This window comes from Cellulomonas sp. H30R-01, from assembly GCF_010119915.1.
Classification (GTDB): Bacteria; Actinomycetota; Actinomycetes; order Actinomycetales; family Cellulomonadaceae; genus Cellulomonas; species Cellulomonas algicola.
Map to the genome: position 1 here is coordinate 3,263,176 of NZ_CP048210.1, position 14,667 is coordinate 3,277,842.

Consider the following 14,667-nt stretch of genomic DNA (forward strand, 5'->3'; position numbering starts at 1 on the left):
CTTGTCCGCATATCGAGAAGGAGTCGCCCGACCCCTTGCCGTCGGCGCGACCGCTGGTAGAAACCGCGGCCAGGTCACGAGCACCAGCACGCAAGCCCCGGCTCGCTGGTCAGCAACCCCTCCACGACGGGGTGCTCCGGGAGATGACCAGGCCGCACCACCCGGTGCGGCAAGCGTGAACGTGAAGGAGCCGCACCGTGAGCCACCCGACCGGTCCGAGCGTCGTCGCCCTCGTGGGCAACCCGCGCCCGGCCTCCCGCACCCGCAGCACCGCCGAGCACGTCGCCGGCCGCCTGCTGCCGCACCTCGGCGCCGACCCTGCCGGCCCCACCACCGCCGGCGTCACGACCGTCGACCTCGCCGACGTCGCGGGCGAGCTGTTCGCCCCCGAGCGCCCGGCCGCCGACGCCGCGCTGCGGACCGTCGCCGCCGCGGGCGTGCTCGTCGTCGCGACGCCCGTCTACAAGGCGTCGTACACCGGGCTGCTCAAGGCGTTCCTCGACGGGTACGGCCCCGACGGTCTCGCCGGGGTCGTCGCGGTCCCGCTCGTCGTCACCGGCTCGCCCGCGCACGCGCTCGTCGGCGAGGTGCACCTGCGCCCGCTGCTCGTCGAGCTCGGCGCGAACGTCCCGACGCGCGCGCTCGTCGTCACCGAGGCCGACCTGCGGGACACCACGGCGCTCGACGCCGTGGTCGACCACTGGCTCGACCGGGCCGCCGAACCGCTGCGCCGCGCCGTCCGCGACGCGGCCGACCTCGCGGAGGCGCTGCGATGACCGCCGAGATCCTGCGCGCTCTCGACGCCGACCTCGTCCAGCAGGACGAGCAGCAGCTCACACCCGACGCGTACAAGGAGGTGTTCCGCCGCCACCCCGCGGGCGTCGCGGTCGTGACCCTCACCGACGGCGACCGGCTCGTCGGGTTCACCGCGACGTCCGTCATCTCGGTGTCGGCCGCGCCGCCGCTGCTCGCGTTCTCGCTCGCGTCGACGTCGTCGTCCTGGCCGGCCGTCTCGCGGGCCCGGACGCTCGCGATCAGCTTCCTGTCCGGCGCGCAGGACGACGTGTCCGCCCGCTTCGCGACCAGCGGCATCGACCGGTTCGCCGCAGGCGGCTGGACCGCGTTGCCGACCGGCGAGCCCGTGATCGAGGGCGCCGTGTCGTGGGTGCGCGGGCGCGTCGTGCAGCGCACACCCGTCGGTGGGTCCTACCTGGTGTCGGTCCGCGCGCTCGCGCACGGCACGACCGACGAGGTGGCCCCGCTCGTCTACCACGACCGCACGTACCACCGGATCGGGGACGCGACCGCGATCTGACGCGTCCCGGCGAGCTGCCCACCGCCACCGGCGAGCCCCGCGCACCCCTCGCGCGGGGCTCGTCCGCGTTCTCGCGGCGCTCGCGCCTTTGCCGCGCGGACCCCCGCTGACGGACGATGGGATCCCGACCCCGGAGGTCCTCGTGCGCACGTCCGTCCCCGCCAGCCGCCGCGCGGCCGGTGCGGCCGTCGCGCTCGCGCTCGCCGTCGGGGTGGCCGGGTGCGCCACGGACAGCCCTGTCGCGGCTCCCCCGCCCGTCGAGCTCGCCGCACCCGTCGCGGTCGCCAAGGCCGCCGCGCCCGCGCCACCCCCGCCCGTCGACCTCGCGACGCTGCCCGTGGTCGACGTCCTGCACGTCGTCCCGGGGCTGCCCGGAAGCGAGGGCCTGACGCCGCTCGAGAACGACGATCCGTCGCTCGGCCGGTGGCGGACCGTCGTCGTGTCCGAGCCGACCGCGGTCCACGCGAGCGTCGGCGGCCCCGCCGTCGGCGTCCTGCCGACGGACGTGCTCGGCGCCGCGAACGTGCTGCCCGTCGTCGACGAGGCCGCCGGCTGGGTGCGCGTGCTCCTCGCGACGCGCGGCGCGCTCCCCCGCGAGGACCGCGCGCAGGTCAACGGCCGCACGGGATGGGTCCGCACGACCGACCTGATGCCGTCGGGCACCGACTGGTCGGTCGTGGTCGACGTCGCGGCGCAGACGCTCACCGTCGACGACGGCACGTCGGTGCGCACGTTCCCCGTCGTCGCGACGGGTGCTCCCGCGACCCCGACCCCGCACGGGCCGGCGTTCCTGCTGGGGCTGCGCTGGTCGGAGCCGGGGACGACGACCCCGCGCGTCCTGCCGCTGTCGACGCAGAGCGAGACGATCGACCACTACGACAAGCCGACCGGCACGGCCGTCACCGCGATCCACACGACGACGCTCCGCGGCCGCGGCGCCGTGTCGAACGGGTGCGTGCGGGTCACCGACGACGTGCTCGACGTGCTGTGGCAGGCGCCCGCCGGGACGGTCGTCACCACCGTCGGCTGACCGGCCGGGGCCGGCGCCGACGCAGCGGGAGGTGGGCCCGTCGCCGGGCGCCCGGTGACCGTCACGCCGTCCCGCCGTCCCGCCGACCGCCGCGGACGCCCGCCCGTGCCCGCCGACGGATGAACTCACCGTCTCGCCGGGCGGACGCGCGTGGACGCCCCTACCCTCACCGCATGCGAGCCACGACCGTCCGACGACGCGCACTCGTGCGCGCCGCGACGCTCGGTGCCGCCGTCGCGCTCCCCGTCGTGGTGCTCGCGTTCCTCGTGCGCGGGCAGGTGACCGCGATCGTCCACGTCGACCAGTCCGCGATCGTCGCCGCGACGGACCTCACGCGCGCGAACCCGGCGCTGCGCAGCGTGCTCGTGGCCTGGCAGACCGCGTTCCAGGCGGTCGTCGTCAACACCGCGGGCGCGCTGCTGTGCGTGTGGGTGTGGCGACGGCACCGCCTCGGCACGCGCGCGCTGTGGGCGGCCGTCACGATCGCCGCCGGGTGGGGCCTCCAGCTCGCCGCGAAGGGCGTCGTGCAGCGCGCCCGGCCCGTCGTCGAGGACGCCGTCGAGCACGCGCCAGGCTCGAGCTTCCCGTCCGGGCACGCGACGAACACGGCCGTCGCCGCCGTCACGCTGACGCTCCTGGTGTGGCCGCTGCTCGGTCGCGTCGGACGCGTCGCCGTGCCCACCGTCGCGGGTCTCGCGGTCATCCTCACCGCCGCCGACCGCGTGCTGCTCGGCGTGCACTTCCCGTCGGACGTCGTCGCCGGGGTCCTGCTCGGGGTCGCGATCGCCGGTGCGTCCTACGTCGGCTACCGCGGCTGGGGCGCCGACACGCCCCCGCCCGCCGACGTCCCCGACGTCCCCGACGTCCCCCACGGCGGCGACGCCGTGCCCGAGACCGGTCGACGCGACAACGGCGTCCCGTCGACCACCCCCGCCCGCGGCGACCGGCGCCCGGCCGGTACGCCCGTCCCCCGTGAGGAGCCCTGACGTGCACGAGTTCCTGCACCGCTACGAGCTGGACACGTCGGCCCCGACGTCCCGCCAGTTCTGGCGCGACCTGTCCCGCCGCGCGCTCCTGCCCGGCGTCGGGCTGTGGCTGGTCATCGTCGGCGTCGGGCTGCTCATCGTCGGGCCGCTCGGCGGCCTGCCCGCCGAGGCCGGCGTCAACGAGTGGTTCGTGAGCCGCCGCACCGACGCGCTCAACACCCTGACGACGTTCCTGTCCGGGATCGGTCAGACGGAGTTCATCATCGGCGCGTGCGCGCTCGCCATCGCGCTGATCTGGTGGAAGACCAAGCAGTGGTGGTTCGCCGTCGTGCCCGGCCTCGCGGTGTCGCTGCAGGCGATCGTCTTCCTCACGTCCGCGCTCGTCGTGGGCCGCACCCGCCCCGACGTCGAGCACCTCGACGACTCCCCGCCCACGTCGTCGTACCCCAGCGGCCACACCGGGGCGGCGACGGCGTTCTACCTGACGCTCGCCGCGCTGTGCCAGCGCATCGGGAACCCCGTGCTGCGGTGGGTCGCGACGATCCTGTGCGTCCTGGTGCCGTTCGCGGTCGGCATCGGCCGCCTGTACCGCGGCATGCACTCGCTCACCGACGTGACCATGGGGTTCGTCAACGGTGTCGCCTGCGCGGTCCTCGCGTGGAACTACCTGCAGCGCGACGTGCGGTCGGGCCGGTCGGCGCGGCAGGCAGTCAGCGCCGGCCGGTCGCGCGGCTGACCCCTCGCACCTCACGTGCCTCGCGTCCCGCGAGCGCGGCGAGCGTGAGCAGCTGCTTGCGCATCATGACGAGGTCGCCCCACGCGAGCAGCGCGCGCCCGACGGAGACGAGCCTCCCCCGCCGCGGCGAGCCGATCCGCAGGACCGCGACGTAGCGCGAACGGCCCGGTGCGTCGGCGTGCACCGCGTAGGTGACCGTGACCGGCCCGAACACCGCGAGCGCGCGGCGGTCGACGATCCGCATGGTCAGGTGCTCGCCCGGCGCCACCGACGTGAGCTCGAAGATCTGCATCATCGTGGTGCCGGGCACGAGGTCCTCCGGGTCGACGGTGCGCGTCCGCGGGCTGCGCCTGCCACCGTTGTCGAGCAGGTCGTAGCTGTACGGCGCGAGCCGCAGCTGGCACAGCCACGCGAACGCGACGTCCGCCGGCGCGGCCACGTCGACCGCCCGCAGCAGACGCACCGGGTGGTCCGCCGCCTCGTCGTCGCACGCGTACCGGGCCTCGACCTCGTCGGGCCGGGCACCCCACACCGTCGCCGCGCTCATCGCGTCCCCCTGACCGGCCGGTCGTCGTCGCGCGGCCCGTGCCGCGGCACCCATCTCGACCTGATGCCGACGCTAGGGCGCGCGCGGGGGCGGCCGCACGCACGCCTCAGCGCATTCTCAGCGCGACGCCCACGACCTCAGCGGCGGTGCACCGGGCAACGACTCGCGTACCGCCGGACGGGTGCCCCCCGGGCCGTCCCCTCGCCCCCACGGGGGACGGCGCCCGTCGTGCGGCCGTCACTACGATGGCTCGATGCGCGGCCCGGCGCCCCACCCGACGGCCTCCCAGACGGACGTCGTCATCGAGGGCATCAAGGCGATGATCCTGTCCGGCGAGCTCGGACCCGGGTCACGGCTGCCCGTCGAGAAGGACCTCGCCGCCCGGCTCGGCGTCTCCCGCGGCCCGCTGCGCGAAGGGGTCCGCGCGCTCGTGCTGCTCGGCGTCCTCGGCACGCGGCGCGGCGACGGCACCTACGTGACGTCGCTCGACCCGGCCCGCCTCTTCGAGCCCGTCGGGTTCCTCGCCGATCTCCCCGGCCGCGACGACGCCGTGCACCTCGCGCGCGTCCGTCGCGTCCTCGAGGTCGAGGGCGTCGGTCGCGCGGCCGTCGAGATCGACGACGCCACGCTGCGGGAGCTGCGCACGCTCCTCGACTCCGTCGACGCGCTGCTCGGCGAGCCCGACCACGACCTCACCGCCGTGATCGACGCCGACCTGCGCTTCCACGCGGTCGTCCACCGGGCGTCCGGCAACCCCGTGCTCGCCGGGCTGCTCGACTCGCTCGCCGGCAGCACCGCGCGCGCCCGGCTGTGGCGTGCGATCCGGGAGGACGGTGCCGTGCGCGTCGCGCAGGCCGAGCACCGGGCGATCCTCGCAGCGCTCGAGGCGCACGACGCCGACCGCGCGCGCGTCCACATGGCCGCGCACCTCATGGGCGTCGAGGAGTACGCGGCGACGCTGCTCTGACGCGCGTGCCGACCGTCAGGCGTACGTGCCGCGGTCCACGTTCGTCACGGTCGTGAGCAGGAAGACGCTGTCCTCGAGCGCGACGACGGAGTGCCGCTCGTGCGTCAGCACCCACAGCTCACCCGCGCCCGGCTCGGCCTGCACGTCGTCGGACTCCACGCGCACCCGCCCGCGCAGGACCTGCAGCGTCGCGCCGGGGGGCGAGTTGTGCTCGCCCAGCCGCGAGCCCGCCGTGAGCGCGAGGACGGTCTGCCGCAGCTCGCCGTCGTGCGCGACGAGCTCCGCGCTGCGGCCGTGCGGGTCGGTGCGGGCACTCTCGAGGTGCTGGTCCGCCAGGGCAGTCAGGTCGATCACGCCGGTCTCCTCCGCGAGCAGTCGGCTCGATCGTAGGAAGGCCGAGGCGCCGGCGCCCGCTGACCGGCTCGATCGTAGGAAGGGCGATGCAGCGGCGCCCGTCGACCGGCCCGCTCTCCGCCTCGCTCGCCGCGCCGGTCAGGGCGCGGTCATCGCCCCCGACGCGACGAACCAGATCATCGCCGCGGTGCCGAGCAGCCCGCCGACCACGCCGAACACCCCGCGCCCGCTCCCGTGACCGCCCGACCGCGCGCGGACCAGCGCCCACGCGCCGACGCCGATCGCGAACGGCCCGAGCACCCAGATCCCGAGCGCGAGCAGCCCGAGGTAGCCCGCGAGGATCGACTGCCAGGACCTGCCGACGGGCACGACCCAGTGCATCGCGTTGCGGGGGCCGTTCTCGTCGGTCGCCGTCGGTGGGGCGTAGCCGTACGCGGCTCCGGCGTAGCCCGTGGCACCGAAGGTCGCGTGCTGCGCAGGCGCGCCGCCCCACGTCGGGCCGGGTGCGGCGTACCCGGGCGCACCGGCGGCCGCGGTCGCGTAGCCGGGCGCCGCGCCGCCCCAGGTCGGCACCTGCGCCGCTGCCGGTACCGCGGCGACCGGTGCAGGCGGCGGCTGCGGCGTCGTGTGCTCGGTCCAGCCCGCGCCGTCGAACCAGCGCAGGACGCCGGGCGTCACACCGTCGGCGTACCACCCGGGCGCGTGCTCGCTCACGCACGTGTAGTCGGCGCGCGAGGTCGCCGACCTGAGCCGACGCCGGCCCGACCCGCACCTGCGCCGGCTGGCCCGACGTCAGGGCGACGACGTGCGCCGCGCGCCGCGCGCCCTCGCGCCGGGCGGCGGTCGCCGTCGCCGGTGTCGCCGAGGCGTCAGTCCTGGCCCGCGCCCGGCACCTTGTCGACGACGTCCTCGTACCCCGCCGCACCGGGCAGCTCGCTCGGCGCGTAGATCAGGCGGACGACACCCGTGGGCAGCGCCTCCGACGCGAGCAGCCGCAGCGGGTAGATCGGCTCGCCCTCGTCGAACAGCCGCTCGCCCCTGCGCGCCGCGACGGGGTGGACGAGCAGGCGCAGCTCGTCGAGCAGCCCCGCGGCGAGCAGCTGCCGGACGACGGACAGCGACCCGGGCACGAGGATCTTGCCGACGGCCGCGTCGGCCCTGAGCGCGGTGACCGCGGCGACGAGGTCCCCGTCGACCCGCTCGACGTTGCGCCAGCCGAGGTCCTGGTCTCCGCGCGTCGCGACGACCTTGCGGGTGTCGCCGAGAGTCGCGGCGAACGGCGCGTCCTCGCCGCCGGCCGCCTCACGGTCCGGCCACGCGCCCGCGAAGCTGTCGTACGTGACGCGCCCGAGCAGCAGGACGTCGACGTCCTCGTAGTCCTCGCCGACCGCCTGGCCCATCCGCTCGTCGAAGTACGGGAAGTGCCACGCGGGGTCGATCTCCGCGACTCCGTCGAGGGAGATGAACAAGGTCGAGACGAGCGTCGCCATGGCGTCCTCCGGGGTCGGGGCCGCGCCCCGACGCGCGACCACGGACGATCAGACCACGGACGGCGGGGCAGGGACGACCCCTCGACGGTTGCGACCCGGGCGGGGGCCCGGCGGCGGCGGCCCGGGCACGGCCGTCGTCGGCAGCGTGTGCTCGGTCCACTCGCGCCCGTCGAACCACCGGTGGTGCCCTCGCCGACGCGTGTCGGGATACCAGCCCGCGGGGATCCTCCTTCTGGCCATGAGTTCCCCGTCGGCGGGAACGCCCCGTGACTTGAGGGTTTCCGCCCACGCGGACCGGCGTGCGTCCGCCGCGACCGCCGCTGCCGCGGGCGGCGTCGGCGATGATGACGGCACCGACACGGAGGGGGGACGATGACGACCCGACCGACCCTGTACCTCACCGTCGGCCTGCCGGGCACCGGGAAGACGACCGAGGCGCGGCGCATCGAGGCCGAGCGGGACGCGCTGCGCCTCACGAAGGACGAGTGGGTCAAGGCCCTGTACGGCAGCGCCAACCCGCCCGACGCGACCGCCGTCGTCGAGGGACGGCTGATCGAGGTCGGCCTGCGCGCCCTCGAGCTCGGCGCGGACGTCGTCGTCGACTTCGGCCTGTGGTCCCGTGACGAGCGGTCCGCGCTGCGCCAGGCGGCCGCCGACCGGGGCGCCCTCGTCGAGCTGCGCTACCTGGCTCTCCCGCCCGACGAGCAGCGTCGACGGCTGGACCGCCGGCACGCCGAGGAGCCGGACACGACGTGGCACATGTCCGACGAGGAGCTGGCCGCGTGGGCGGCCGTCATCGACGTCCCGTCGCCGGGAGAGCTCGCCGGCACCGAACCCGTCGGCGCCCCACCGCCGGGCTTCGCGACGTGGGACGCGTGGCGTCGGCACCGCTGGCCGCCGTCGGTCGGCTGACGCCTCGGGCGCCGAGCACTCGCGAGAACGACACCGCCCTCGACCCGACCTCGCCGGGTCGTTCACCGCGCCCTCCACATCACGGCTCCAGACGGAGCCATGGACGTGTCCTTCTTGAGCGGAAGCCTCGCCGGAGGGCGCGTCGGGCGCGACGTCGGTGCGATCACCGTCGGTGCGTCGGTGCGTCGCACTGCCGACGCGCGCTGCGCGCGCTGCACCCCCGCGCACCGGTACGAGGGTGCGCGGGGGTGCGGGTCGTGGACGTCAGGCCGTCGTCGTGAACGACGCCGTCAGCGGGACGGTGCTGTCGCCCCCGATGCCCAGGTCGAACGTCGACGCGTCGACGACCCAGTCGCGTGCGGCGGCGCTCCAGTAGCGCAGCTCGTCGGGCCCGACCTCGAACGTCACCGTCCGCGACTCCCCCGCGGCGAGGTGCACGCGGCGGAAGCCCTTGAGCTCACGCACGGGTCGCGCGGCGCGGCCGTGGCGCTGGTGCAGGTAGAGCTGCACGACCTCGTCGCCGTCGTGCGCGCCCGTGTTGGTCACGGTGACCGAGGCGGTGAGGCGCCCGTCGCCCGAGATCGTCGCCGCGTCGAGGTTCAGGTCGGAGTACGTGAACTCGCCGTAGCCGAGCCCGAACCCGAACGGGAACAGCGGCGTGCTCTCCTCGTCCCAGTAGCGACGGCCCTGGTTCTGCGGCTCGAACGACGTGGTGTGCGAGTAGATCATCGGCACCTGCCCGACGGTCCGCGGCCACGAGAACGGCAGCTTGCCGCCGGGGGCGACGTCGCCGAGCAGCAGGTCCGCGACGGCCGCGCCGCCCTGCGTGCCGGGGTACCAGACGTCGAGGATCGCGGGCACGTGCTGCGCGGCCCACCGCAGGTCGAGCGGGCGGCCGTTCATGACGAGCAGCACGACGGGCGTGCCCGTCGCGACGACGGCCTGGAGCAGCTCGAGCTGGCGTCCGGGGAGCTCGAGCGACGACCGCGACGCGGCCTCGCCGATCATCCCCTGCCACTCGCCGACCACGACGACGGCGACGTCGCTGCTGCGCGCCACCTTTACCGCGCGGGCCAGCTCGGCGTCGTCGTCGAAGTTCTCCGGGTCGGGCGTCGCGTTGCCGGGGAACATCTCGAACATCGACGGGAACGTGCGCTGCGCGGGGCGCACACCGGGCGCGTAGCGGACGTCGGCCGTGCCGCCGAGGCGGGCGCGCAGGCCGTCGAGGATCGTGACGGTCTCGTCGAGGTCGTAGTCGAAGACCCACGGGCCGAGCGTGTCGCGCTTCGAGTCGGCGAGCGGGCCGATGACAGCGACGGACGTGAGCGTCTCCGCACGGAGCGGCAGCAGGTGGCCCTCGTTGCGCAGCAGGACGGCCGAGCGCTGCGCGGCCTCGCGGGCGACCTGGCGGTGCGCGGGGTCGGCGAGCACCTCGCGGGCGCGGTCCTCGTCGACGAACGGGTCGTCGAACAGCCCGAGCCGCAGCTTGACCTCGAGGATCCGACGGACGCACGCGTCGACGGCCTCGATGCTCACGCGACCGTCCGCGACGGCCTGCGGGAGGTGCGCGTACGCCGGGTCGGAGATGGCCATCTCGAGGTCCAGGCCGGCCTCGACGGCGCGCGCCGCGGCGTCGGGGAGGTCGGCGGCGAAGCCGTGCGTCGTGAGGTTGCGCACCGCGTTCGCGTCGCTCACGAGGAAGCCGTCGAAGCCCCACTCGTCGCGCAGCACGTCCTTGAGCAACCACTCGTTCGCCGTCGCGGGGACGCCGTTGAGCGGCATGTACGCCGTCATGATGTTGCCCGCGCCCGCGTCGACCGCGGCCTTGAACGGCGGCAGGTAGACGTTGCGGAGCTGCTGGTCGGACAGGTCGACCTCGTCGTAGTCGCGTCCGCCGATCGCGGCGCCGTACCCGGCGAAGTGCTTCGGACCGGCGACGACGCGGTCGGGCGTGCCGAGGCGGTCGCCCTGGAATCCGCGCACCTGCGCCGCCGCGACGGCCGAGCCGAGGTACGGGTCCTCGCCCGCACCCTCGACGATGCGACCCCAGCGCGGGTCGCGCGCGATGTCGACCATCGGCGCGAACGTCCAGTGGATGCCGACCGCACGCGCCTCACGGGCCGCGACCGCCTGACCCCGCTCGATCGTGTCGGGGTCCCACGACGCGGCGAGCGCGATCGGGACGGGCAGGATCGTGCGCAGCCCGTGGATGACGTCGTAGCCGAACAGCGCCGGGATGCCGTGGCGCGAGCCCGCGACGGCCTGCCGCTGCAGGCGGTTGGTGCGGGCGGCGTCGTTGACGAACAGCAGCGAGCCGGCCCCGCCGCGGGCGAGCGCGTCGTCGACCTCGCCGGGCTTCTGCGGCAGGTCGCTGACGCTGGCCTCGCCCTCGGGCAGGTCGAACGCGAAGTACTGCGTGAGCTGGCCGGCCTTCTCCTCGATCGTCATGTCGGCGAGGAGCTCCTCGACGCGGGCGCGGATCGCGCCCTTGTCGGTGGCGCGGGTGGTGTCGGTGACGGTCATGTCGGTCCTTCCTGGGGTGTGCGGGTTCCGGGCGGTGGCGGCGGTGGCCGCGACGCTCAGCGGACCTTCTTGATCGGGACGATGACGAGCGCGCCGATGACGCTCGCGATGCCGGCGACCCACAGCAGCAGGTCGTAGTTCTGGTTGACGGCGCTGTTGACCGCGAGGAGCACACCGCCGAGCGCGGGCGCGAGCGTCTGCGGGATCGCGTTGGCCATGTTGAAGACGCCGAGGTCCTTGCCGGAGTCGTCGGGGTTGGGCAGCACGTCGACGACCAGCGCGAGGTCGACGCCGACGTAGATCCCGTACGCGAGTCCGAGCACGGCCTCGACGGCGTAGAACTGCCCGACGGTGCTCGCCTGCGTGAGCATCAGGGTGCCGATCGCGAAGATCAGCGTGGACCCGGCGACGAAGACCTTGCGGCGTCCCGTCCGGTCGGAGATCCAGCCGGCGACGGGCGAGACCGCGACGAGCACGAGCGTGTAGATCAGCACACCGGTGGAGACGGCCGCGACGGCGTCGCCCGCGTCGAGCCCGATCCGGTCCTGCATGTAGAACAGCCGGAACGTCGTGAACATGAACGTCGCCAGGATGATGAGGAACCGGGACCACCACGCGAGCGCGAAGTCGGGGTGCCGGCGGGGGCTCACCCAGAACGTCGTGACCCACTCGCGCAGCGACATGCTGCCCGGCTTGGTCGACAGCACCTGGTCGGGCAGGACCCACGCGTAGACGGCCATCGCGACGACCGCGAGCACCGCGGGCCCGACGAACATGATCAGCAGCCGGTCCTGGAAGAACTGCGCGACGAGCGTCCCGCCGTAGATGCCGATGTTCTGCGCCACGCCGAGCGCGGCGGCGATCTTGCCGCGCTGCACCTTCGGCACCTGGTCGGCGAGGGTCGCGACGAACGGGGCGAGCGTGGCGTTCGCGCCGATCTGCGCGAGGAACCAGCCGAGCGTGACCATCGCGACGTTCGTGCCGAGCGCCATGATCACGAAGGCCAGCGTCATGACGACGGTGCCGCCGACGAGCCAGGGCCGCCGCCGACCCCAGCGGGACGTCGTGCGGTCGGAGAACCGGCCGAAGAGCACGTTCGCGATGAACGCCGCCGCGGCGCCGAACCCGGCGACGAGGGCGACGGCGGAGGTCCGCTGCGCCTCCGGGACGATCGAGTCGACCTTGACCGCGATGCCGACGATGGCGGGGCCGAGCAGGGCGACGAAGAAGACGAGCTGCGCGACGAACAGCGCGATCGTGAAGCGCGGACCGACCTTGCGGGTCGGCTCGCTGAACCAGTGACGCTCGCGGGGCTCGAGCACGTCGTAGGCGACCGCGGCCGCCGTCGTCGGCGGCATGGTGCCGTAGGGGTTCGTGGCCATGGGGGACTCCGGAGGTGGAGGGGGACTGTGGGTGGCGGGCCGGTGGTCGACCCACTTTTACGTATCAGTGCCGCTGATACGTTAAAGTTGCCCGCATGGCCCCGTCAAGACGCGCGTCGGCACCGGACGGCACTGCACGTCGGAGGGTCACCGCGACGGATGTCGCCCGGGAAGCCGGGGTCTCGCAGGCCACCGTGAGCTACGTCCTGAACAACACCCCAGGTCAGACGATCCCCGCCCACACCCGCGAGCGCGTGCAGGAAGCCGTCGCGCGCCTCGGCTACGCGCCGCACGGCGCTGCACGCGCGCTCCGGACCGGCCGCTCGGACGTCGTGCTCTTCCTGCTCCCCGACTGGCCGATCGGCCCCGCCGTCGTCGGCCTGGTCGAGGGCCTCACGGACCGGCTCCAGGCGCAGGGCCTGTCGTTGTTCGTGCGTCGCACCACCGGCGGGTCCGCCCTCTCCGGGCTGTGGCGGACCGTCGCACCCGCCGCCGTCGTCAGCCTCGACGGGCTCGACGACGCCGAGCAGCGCGCCATGGAGGACGCCGGCATCCCCGTCGTCAGCGCGCTCGTCCGGCCGCGTCGCTCCGCCCAGGGCGTGCTCACGCTGTCGCACACCCTCATGGGCGCCACGCAGCTCCAGCACCTCGCCGCGACCGGCCACCGGCACATCGGCTACGGCCTCCCCGACGACCCCCGCGTCACCGTCTTCCGCGACCTGCGCCTCGACGGCGTCCGCACCGCCGCCTTCGAGCTCGGCCTGTCCGAGCCGTCCGCGCGCGTCGTGCCGATGGACGTCGCTGGTGCGGCGGAGGTCGTCGCCGCGTGGCGGGCCGAGTCACCCGCGGTGACCGCCGTGTGCGCCTACAACGACGACCAGGCGTTCGCCCTGCTCGCGGGCATGCGGTCCCTGGGCCTGAGCGCCCCGTCGGACCTCGCGATCATCGGCGTCGACGACACCCCGCTGGCGCCGTTCGCGCACCCGCCCCTGACGACCGTCCGCCAGAACGGCGACGCGGTCATGGACTACCTCACCGCCGCCGTCCTCCAACGCCTCGCCGGCGGCACGCCACCGCGTCCCCCGCGCTCCGAGGCCATCGCGCTCGTCGTCCGCGAGTCGGCCTGAGCGGCAGGTGGGGCCGAACAGCTCCGCAGCGATTGACTCACGCGCCGCAGCGTGCGTGCGGTGGTGCGGGTTTACCCGAGCACGTCGCCGCGCAGGGAGCGTGCCTGCCAGAAGGAGCAGCTGGCTACAGGCCAGGAAACGCCTCTCGAATCGCCCGGATCAGGACCTCTGCCCCGTCTCGGTCAACCTGAATCGTCTGGCTGACCTTTGCCTCGGACACGCGTTCGTCAGACCCGTACGTGCTCACGTGAAGCAGAGTGCCGGTCGCATCGTTGATCACTTGGTACGTCGCATCACAACTCGTCCGGTGACGCGAGACATCCGACGACCCTCTGACCAGAGAACGAATGATTGCCACAGTCCCAATACTGTCATCTCCCGAGAGTTAATCGCAAGACAGATCTCGTTTCGAAGCGTTGCTGACCCACGACGCGGAAGGACAAAGGGCGACTCACGCTTGCTGACGACCAGGCGTCACTTGCGTCTCACGCGTCCCGCGGGAGTCCTCGCGCGCGACCAGCGACGGTCCGGTCAGGAATGCCGGGATAAATCCCCCACAGCAGCCGCGACGATCACGTCGGCCGCGACGGCAGTTGAGGCCGGATCCGCGCAGGCGTCGAGCACGCCACTTGCTTCGGAGCGGGCGCGGGGCCCTGGGTCCACTACGTCTACGCCGCCGTGGGGGCTCGCCGAGAAGTGGACCCACCTGCTCGAGCCGCGGCTTGCGAGGCGGCTTCGCTCCGCGCCATTGCCATCCGCTCGTTCACTGCGCGCGCGGCGAGAGTCAGTCTTTCCATGGCCGCGTTCAGAGGATCACTCGGTCCGTTCCTGAAGACGATCGCCGCCATGACATTCGTGACGGTCGCAGCCGCATCACGGACATCTCGATCCGACGACGGGTGGACGATGAGGGTCTGCGCAGCGAACATGGCCGCGCGCATTGCGTCACGGCCATCGACGGAGCCGGCAGCGGCCATGAACCCCGCGTAAGCGTCATTGAACGTGCGTCGATCTTCGTCGATCGCGGCGACAAGATGGCGACGCCGGTCAATGTCGTCGGCGGAGCGCCGCGCTGAACGCGCGGACACAACTGCGAGTGTCGCAGCGACGATGCTGGTCGCGGCAGCTACGAGTGCGGTAGAGAGTTCGGCTGTCACGGTTGGATGCTAGTGATTGCCGCAGCTCCAGGATGGCGGCGCCACGGTGGATGGGGACCCGACGGCAATTCTCGGGCACACGGACGAGAGCACGCGCCGCGGCACTACGTCCCGCGACTGCACGTCGGCCCGGACGCAGTG

Annotated in this window: 16 protein-coding genes and 1 riboswitch; of the genes, 8 read left to right on the plus strand and 8 right to left on the minus strand. The window is 74.0% G+C overall.

Annotated features, from left to right (window positions below):
• Window positions 1-72 precede the first annotated feature (72 nt).
• A riboswitch (SAM riboswitch) is annotated at window positions 73-182 on the plus strand.
• 15 nt (window positions 183-197) lie between these two features.
• From GXP71_RS14600 to GXP71_RS14620, 5 genes are all read left to right on the plus strand, one after another.
• Complete coding sequence (locus GXP71_RS14600) at window positions 198-776, plus strand: NADPH-dependent FMN reductase (protein ID WP_162353236.1); 579 nt, start codon at window positions 198-200, stop codon at window positions 774-776.
• Window positions 773-1,315 (plus strand): flavin reductase family protein, encoded by a 543-nt coding sequence (locus tag GXP71_RS14605; RefSeq protein WP_162353237.1) that lies wholly within the window; start codon window positions 773-775, stop codon window positions 1,313-1,315. Before GXP71_RS14600 ends, GXP71_RS14605 begins: the two co-directional genes overlap by 4 nt.
• Before the next feature lie 142 nt (window positions 1,316-1,457).
• Complete coding sequence (locus GXP71_RS14610) at window positions 1,458-2,345, plus strand: L,D-transpeptidase (protein ID WP_238402430.1); 888 nt, start codon at window positions 1,458-1,460, stop codon at window positions 2,343-2,345.
• A gap of 173 nt (window positions 2,346-2,518) precedes the next feature.
• A complete protein-coding gene (locus tag GXP71_RS14615; protein ID WP_162353239.1) occupies window positions 2,519-3,331 on the plus strand; it encodes a phosphatase PAP2 family protein in 813 nt (270 codons plus the stop codon).
• A gap of 1 nt (window position 3,332) precedes the next feature.
• Window positions 3,333-4,067, plus strand: a complete 735-nt coding sequence (locus GXP71_RS14620) for a phosphatase PAP2 family protein (protein WP_162353240.1) — start codon at window positions 3,333-3,335, stop codon at window positions 4,065-4,067.
• On the opposite strand, the gene GXP71_RS14625 is transcribed toward GXP71_RS14620, so the two are convergent.
• On the minus strand, window positions 4,042-4,614 hold the full coding sequence (locus GXP71_RS14625; protein ID WP_238402431.1) for an SRPBCC family protein: 573 nt from the start codon (window positions 4,612-4,614) through the stop codon (window positions 4,042-4,044). The two genes, GXP71_RS14620 and GXP71_RS14625, sit on opposite strands and share 26 nt — an antisense overlap.
• A 253-nt stretch (window positions 4,615-4,867) precedes the next feature.
• Between GXP71_RS14625 and GXP71_RS14630 the strand changes: the two genes are divergently transcribed.
• Window positions 4,868-5,581: a FadR/GntR family transcriptional regulator gene (locus GXP71_RS14630; protein WP_162353241.1), complete on the plus strand. Its 714-nt coding sequence runs from the start codon at window positions 4,868-4,870 to the stop codon at window positions 5,579-5,581.
• Window positions 5,582-5,596: 15 nt separating this feature from the next.
• Here GXP71_RS14630 and GXP71_RS14635 read toward each other — a convergent pair whose 3' ends face one another.
• The 4 genes from GXP71_RS14635 to GXP71_RS20670 all read right to left on the minus strand — a co-directional run bounded on the left by GXP71_RS14635 (window position 5,597) and on the right by GXP71_RS20670 (window position 7,665).
• On the minus strand, window positions 5,597-5,935 hold the full coding sequence (locus GXP71_RS14635; protein ID WP_162353242.1) for a cupin: 339 nt from the start codon (window positions 5,933-5,935) through the stop codon (window positions 5,597-5,599).
• Between the two features lie 138 nt (window positions 5,936-6,073).
• On the minus strand, window positions 6,074-6,649 hold the full coding sequence (locus GXP71_RS14640) for a DUF2510 domain-containing protein (RefSeq protein WP_162353243.1): 576 nt from the start codon (window positions 6,647-6,649) through the stop codon (window positions 6,074-6,076).
• 155 nt (window positions 6,650-6,804) lie between these two features.
• Complete coding sequence (locus GXP71_RS14645) at window positions 6,805-7,425, minus strand: dihydrofolate reductase family protein (RefSeq protein ID WP_162353244.1); 621 nt, start codon at window positions 7,423-7,425, stop codon at window positions 6,805-6,807.
• A 48-nt stretch (window positions 7,426-7,473) separates the two neighbouring features.
• Window positions 7,474-7,665: a DUF2510 domain-containing protein gene (locus tag GXP71_RS20670; RefSeq protein WP_162353245.1), complete on the minus strand. Its 192-nt coding sequence runs from the start codon at window positions 7,663-7,665 to the stop codon at window positions 7,474-7,476.
• A gap of 132 nt (window positions 7,666-7,797) precedes the next feature.
• Here GXP71_RS20670 and GXP71_RS14655 point away from each other — a divergent pair, with 132 nt between their 5' ends.
• Window positions 7,798-8,337, plus strand: coding sequence for an ATP-binding protein (locus GXP71_RS14655; RefSeq protein WP_162353246.1), 540 nt, complete (start codon window positions 7,798-7,800; stop codon window positions 8,335-8,337).
• Between the two features lie 264 nt (window positions 8,338-8,601).
• On the opposite strand, the gene bglX is transcribed toward GXP71_RS14655, so the two are convergent.
• The gene (bglX, locus tag GXP71_RS14660) at window positions 8,602-10,860 is read right to left on the minus strand and encodes a beta-glucosidase BglX (RefSeq protein WP_162353247.1); all 2,259 of its coding nucleotides are present in this window, start codon (window positions 10,858-10,860) and stop codon (window positions 8,602-8,604) included.
• A gap of 56 nt (window positions 10,861-10,916) precedes the next feature.
• Window positions 10,917-12,242 carry an MFS transporter gene (locus GXP71_RS14665; protein WP_162353248.1) on the minus strand — a complete coding sequence of 442 codons (1,326 nt, stop codon included), beginning with the start codon at window positions 12,240-12,242 and terminating at the stop codon, window positions 10,917-10,919.
• Window positions 12,243-12,436: 194 nt separating this feature from the next.
• On the opposite strand from GXP71_RS14665, the gene GXP71_RS14670 reads away from it, so the two are divergent.
• Window positions 12,437-13,369 carry a LacI family DNA-binding transcriptional regulator gene (locus GXP71_RS14670; RefSeq protein WP_238402432.1) on the plus strand — a complete coding sequence of 311 codons (933 nt, stop codon included), beginning with the start codon at window positions 12,437-12,439 and terminating at the stop codon, window positions 13,367-13,369.
• A gap of 668 nt (window positions 13,370-14,037) precedes the next feature.
• Here the strand turns inward: GXP71_RS14670 and GXP71_RS14675 are convergent.
• Window positions 14,038-14,526 carry a hypothetical protein gene (locus tag GXP71_RS14675; protein WP_162353250.1) on the minus strand — a complete coding sequence of 163 codons (489 nt, stop codon included), beginning with the start codon at window positions 14,524-14,526 and terminating at the stop codon, window positions 14,038-14,040.
• Between the last annotated feature and the right edge of the window lie 141 nt (window positions 14,527-14,667).

What these genes read in the sequence shown, in the direction of transcription:
- GXP71_RS14665 (WP_162353248.1), bottom strand. Translation starts at nt 12,242, where the DNA reads ATGGCCACGAACCCCTACGGCACCATGCCGCCGACGACGGCGGCCGCG.
- GXP71_RS14655 (WP_162353246.1), top strand. Translation starts at nt 7,798, where the DNA reads ATGACGACCCGACCGACCCTGTACCTCACCGTCGGCCTGCCGGGCACC.
- GXP71_RS14615 (WP_162353239.1), top strand. Translation starts at nt 2,519, where the DNA reads ATGCGAGCCACGACCGTCCGACGACGCGCACTCGTGCGCGCCGCGACG.
- GXP71_RS14605 (WP_162353237.1), top strand. Translation starts at nt 773, where the DNA reads ATGACCGCCGAGATCCTGCGCGCTCTCGACGCCGACCTCGTCCAGCAG.
- GXP71_RS20670 (WP_162353245.1), bottom strand. Translation starts at nt 7,665, where the DNA reads ATGGCCAGAAGGAGGATCCCCGCGGGCTGGTATCCCGACACGCGTCGG.
- GXP71_RS14630 (WP_162353241.1), top strand. Translation starts at nt 4,868, where the DNA reads ATGCGCGGCCCGGCGCCCCACCCGACGGCCTCCCAGACGGACGTCGTC.
- GXP71_RS14625 (WP_238402431.1), bottom strand. Translation starts at nt 4,614, where the DNA reads ATGAGCGCGGCGACGGTGTGGGGTGCCCGGCCCGACGAGGTCGAGGCC.
- bglX (WP_162353247.1), bottom strand. Translation starts at nt 10,860, where the DNA reads ATGACCGTCACCGACACCACCCGCGCCACCGACAAGGGCGCGATCCGC.
- GXP71_RS14645 (WP_162353244.1), bottom strand. Translation starts at nt 7,425, where the DNA reads ATGGCGACGCTCGTCTCGACCTTGTTCATCTCCCTCGACGGAGTCGCG.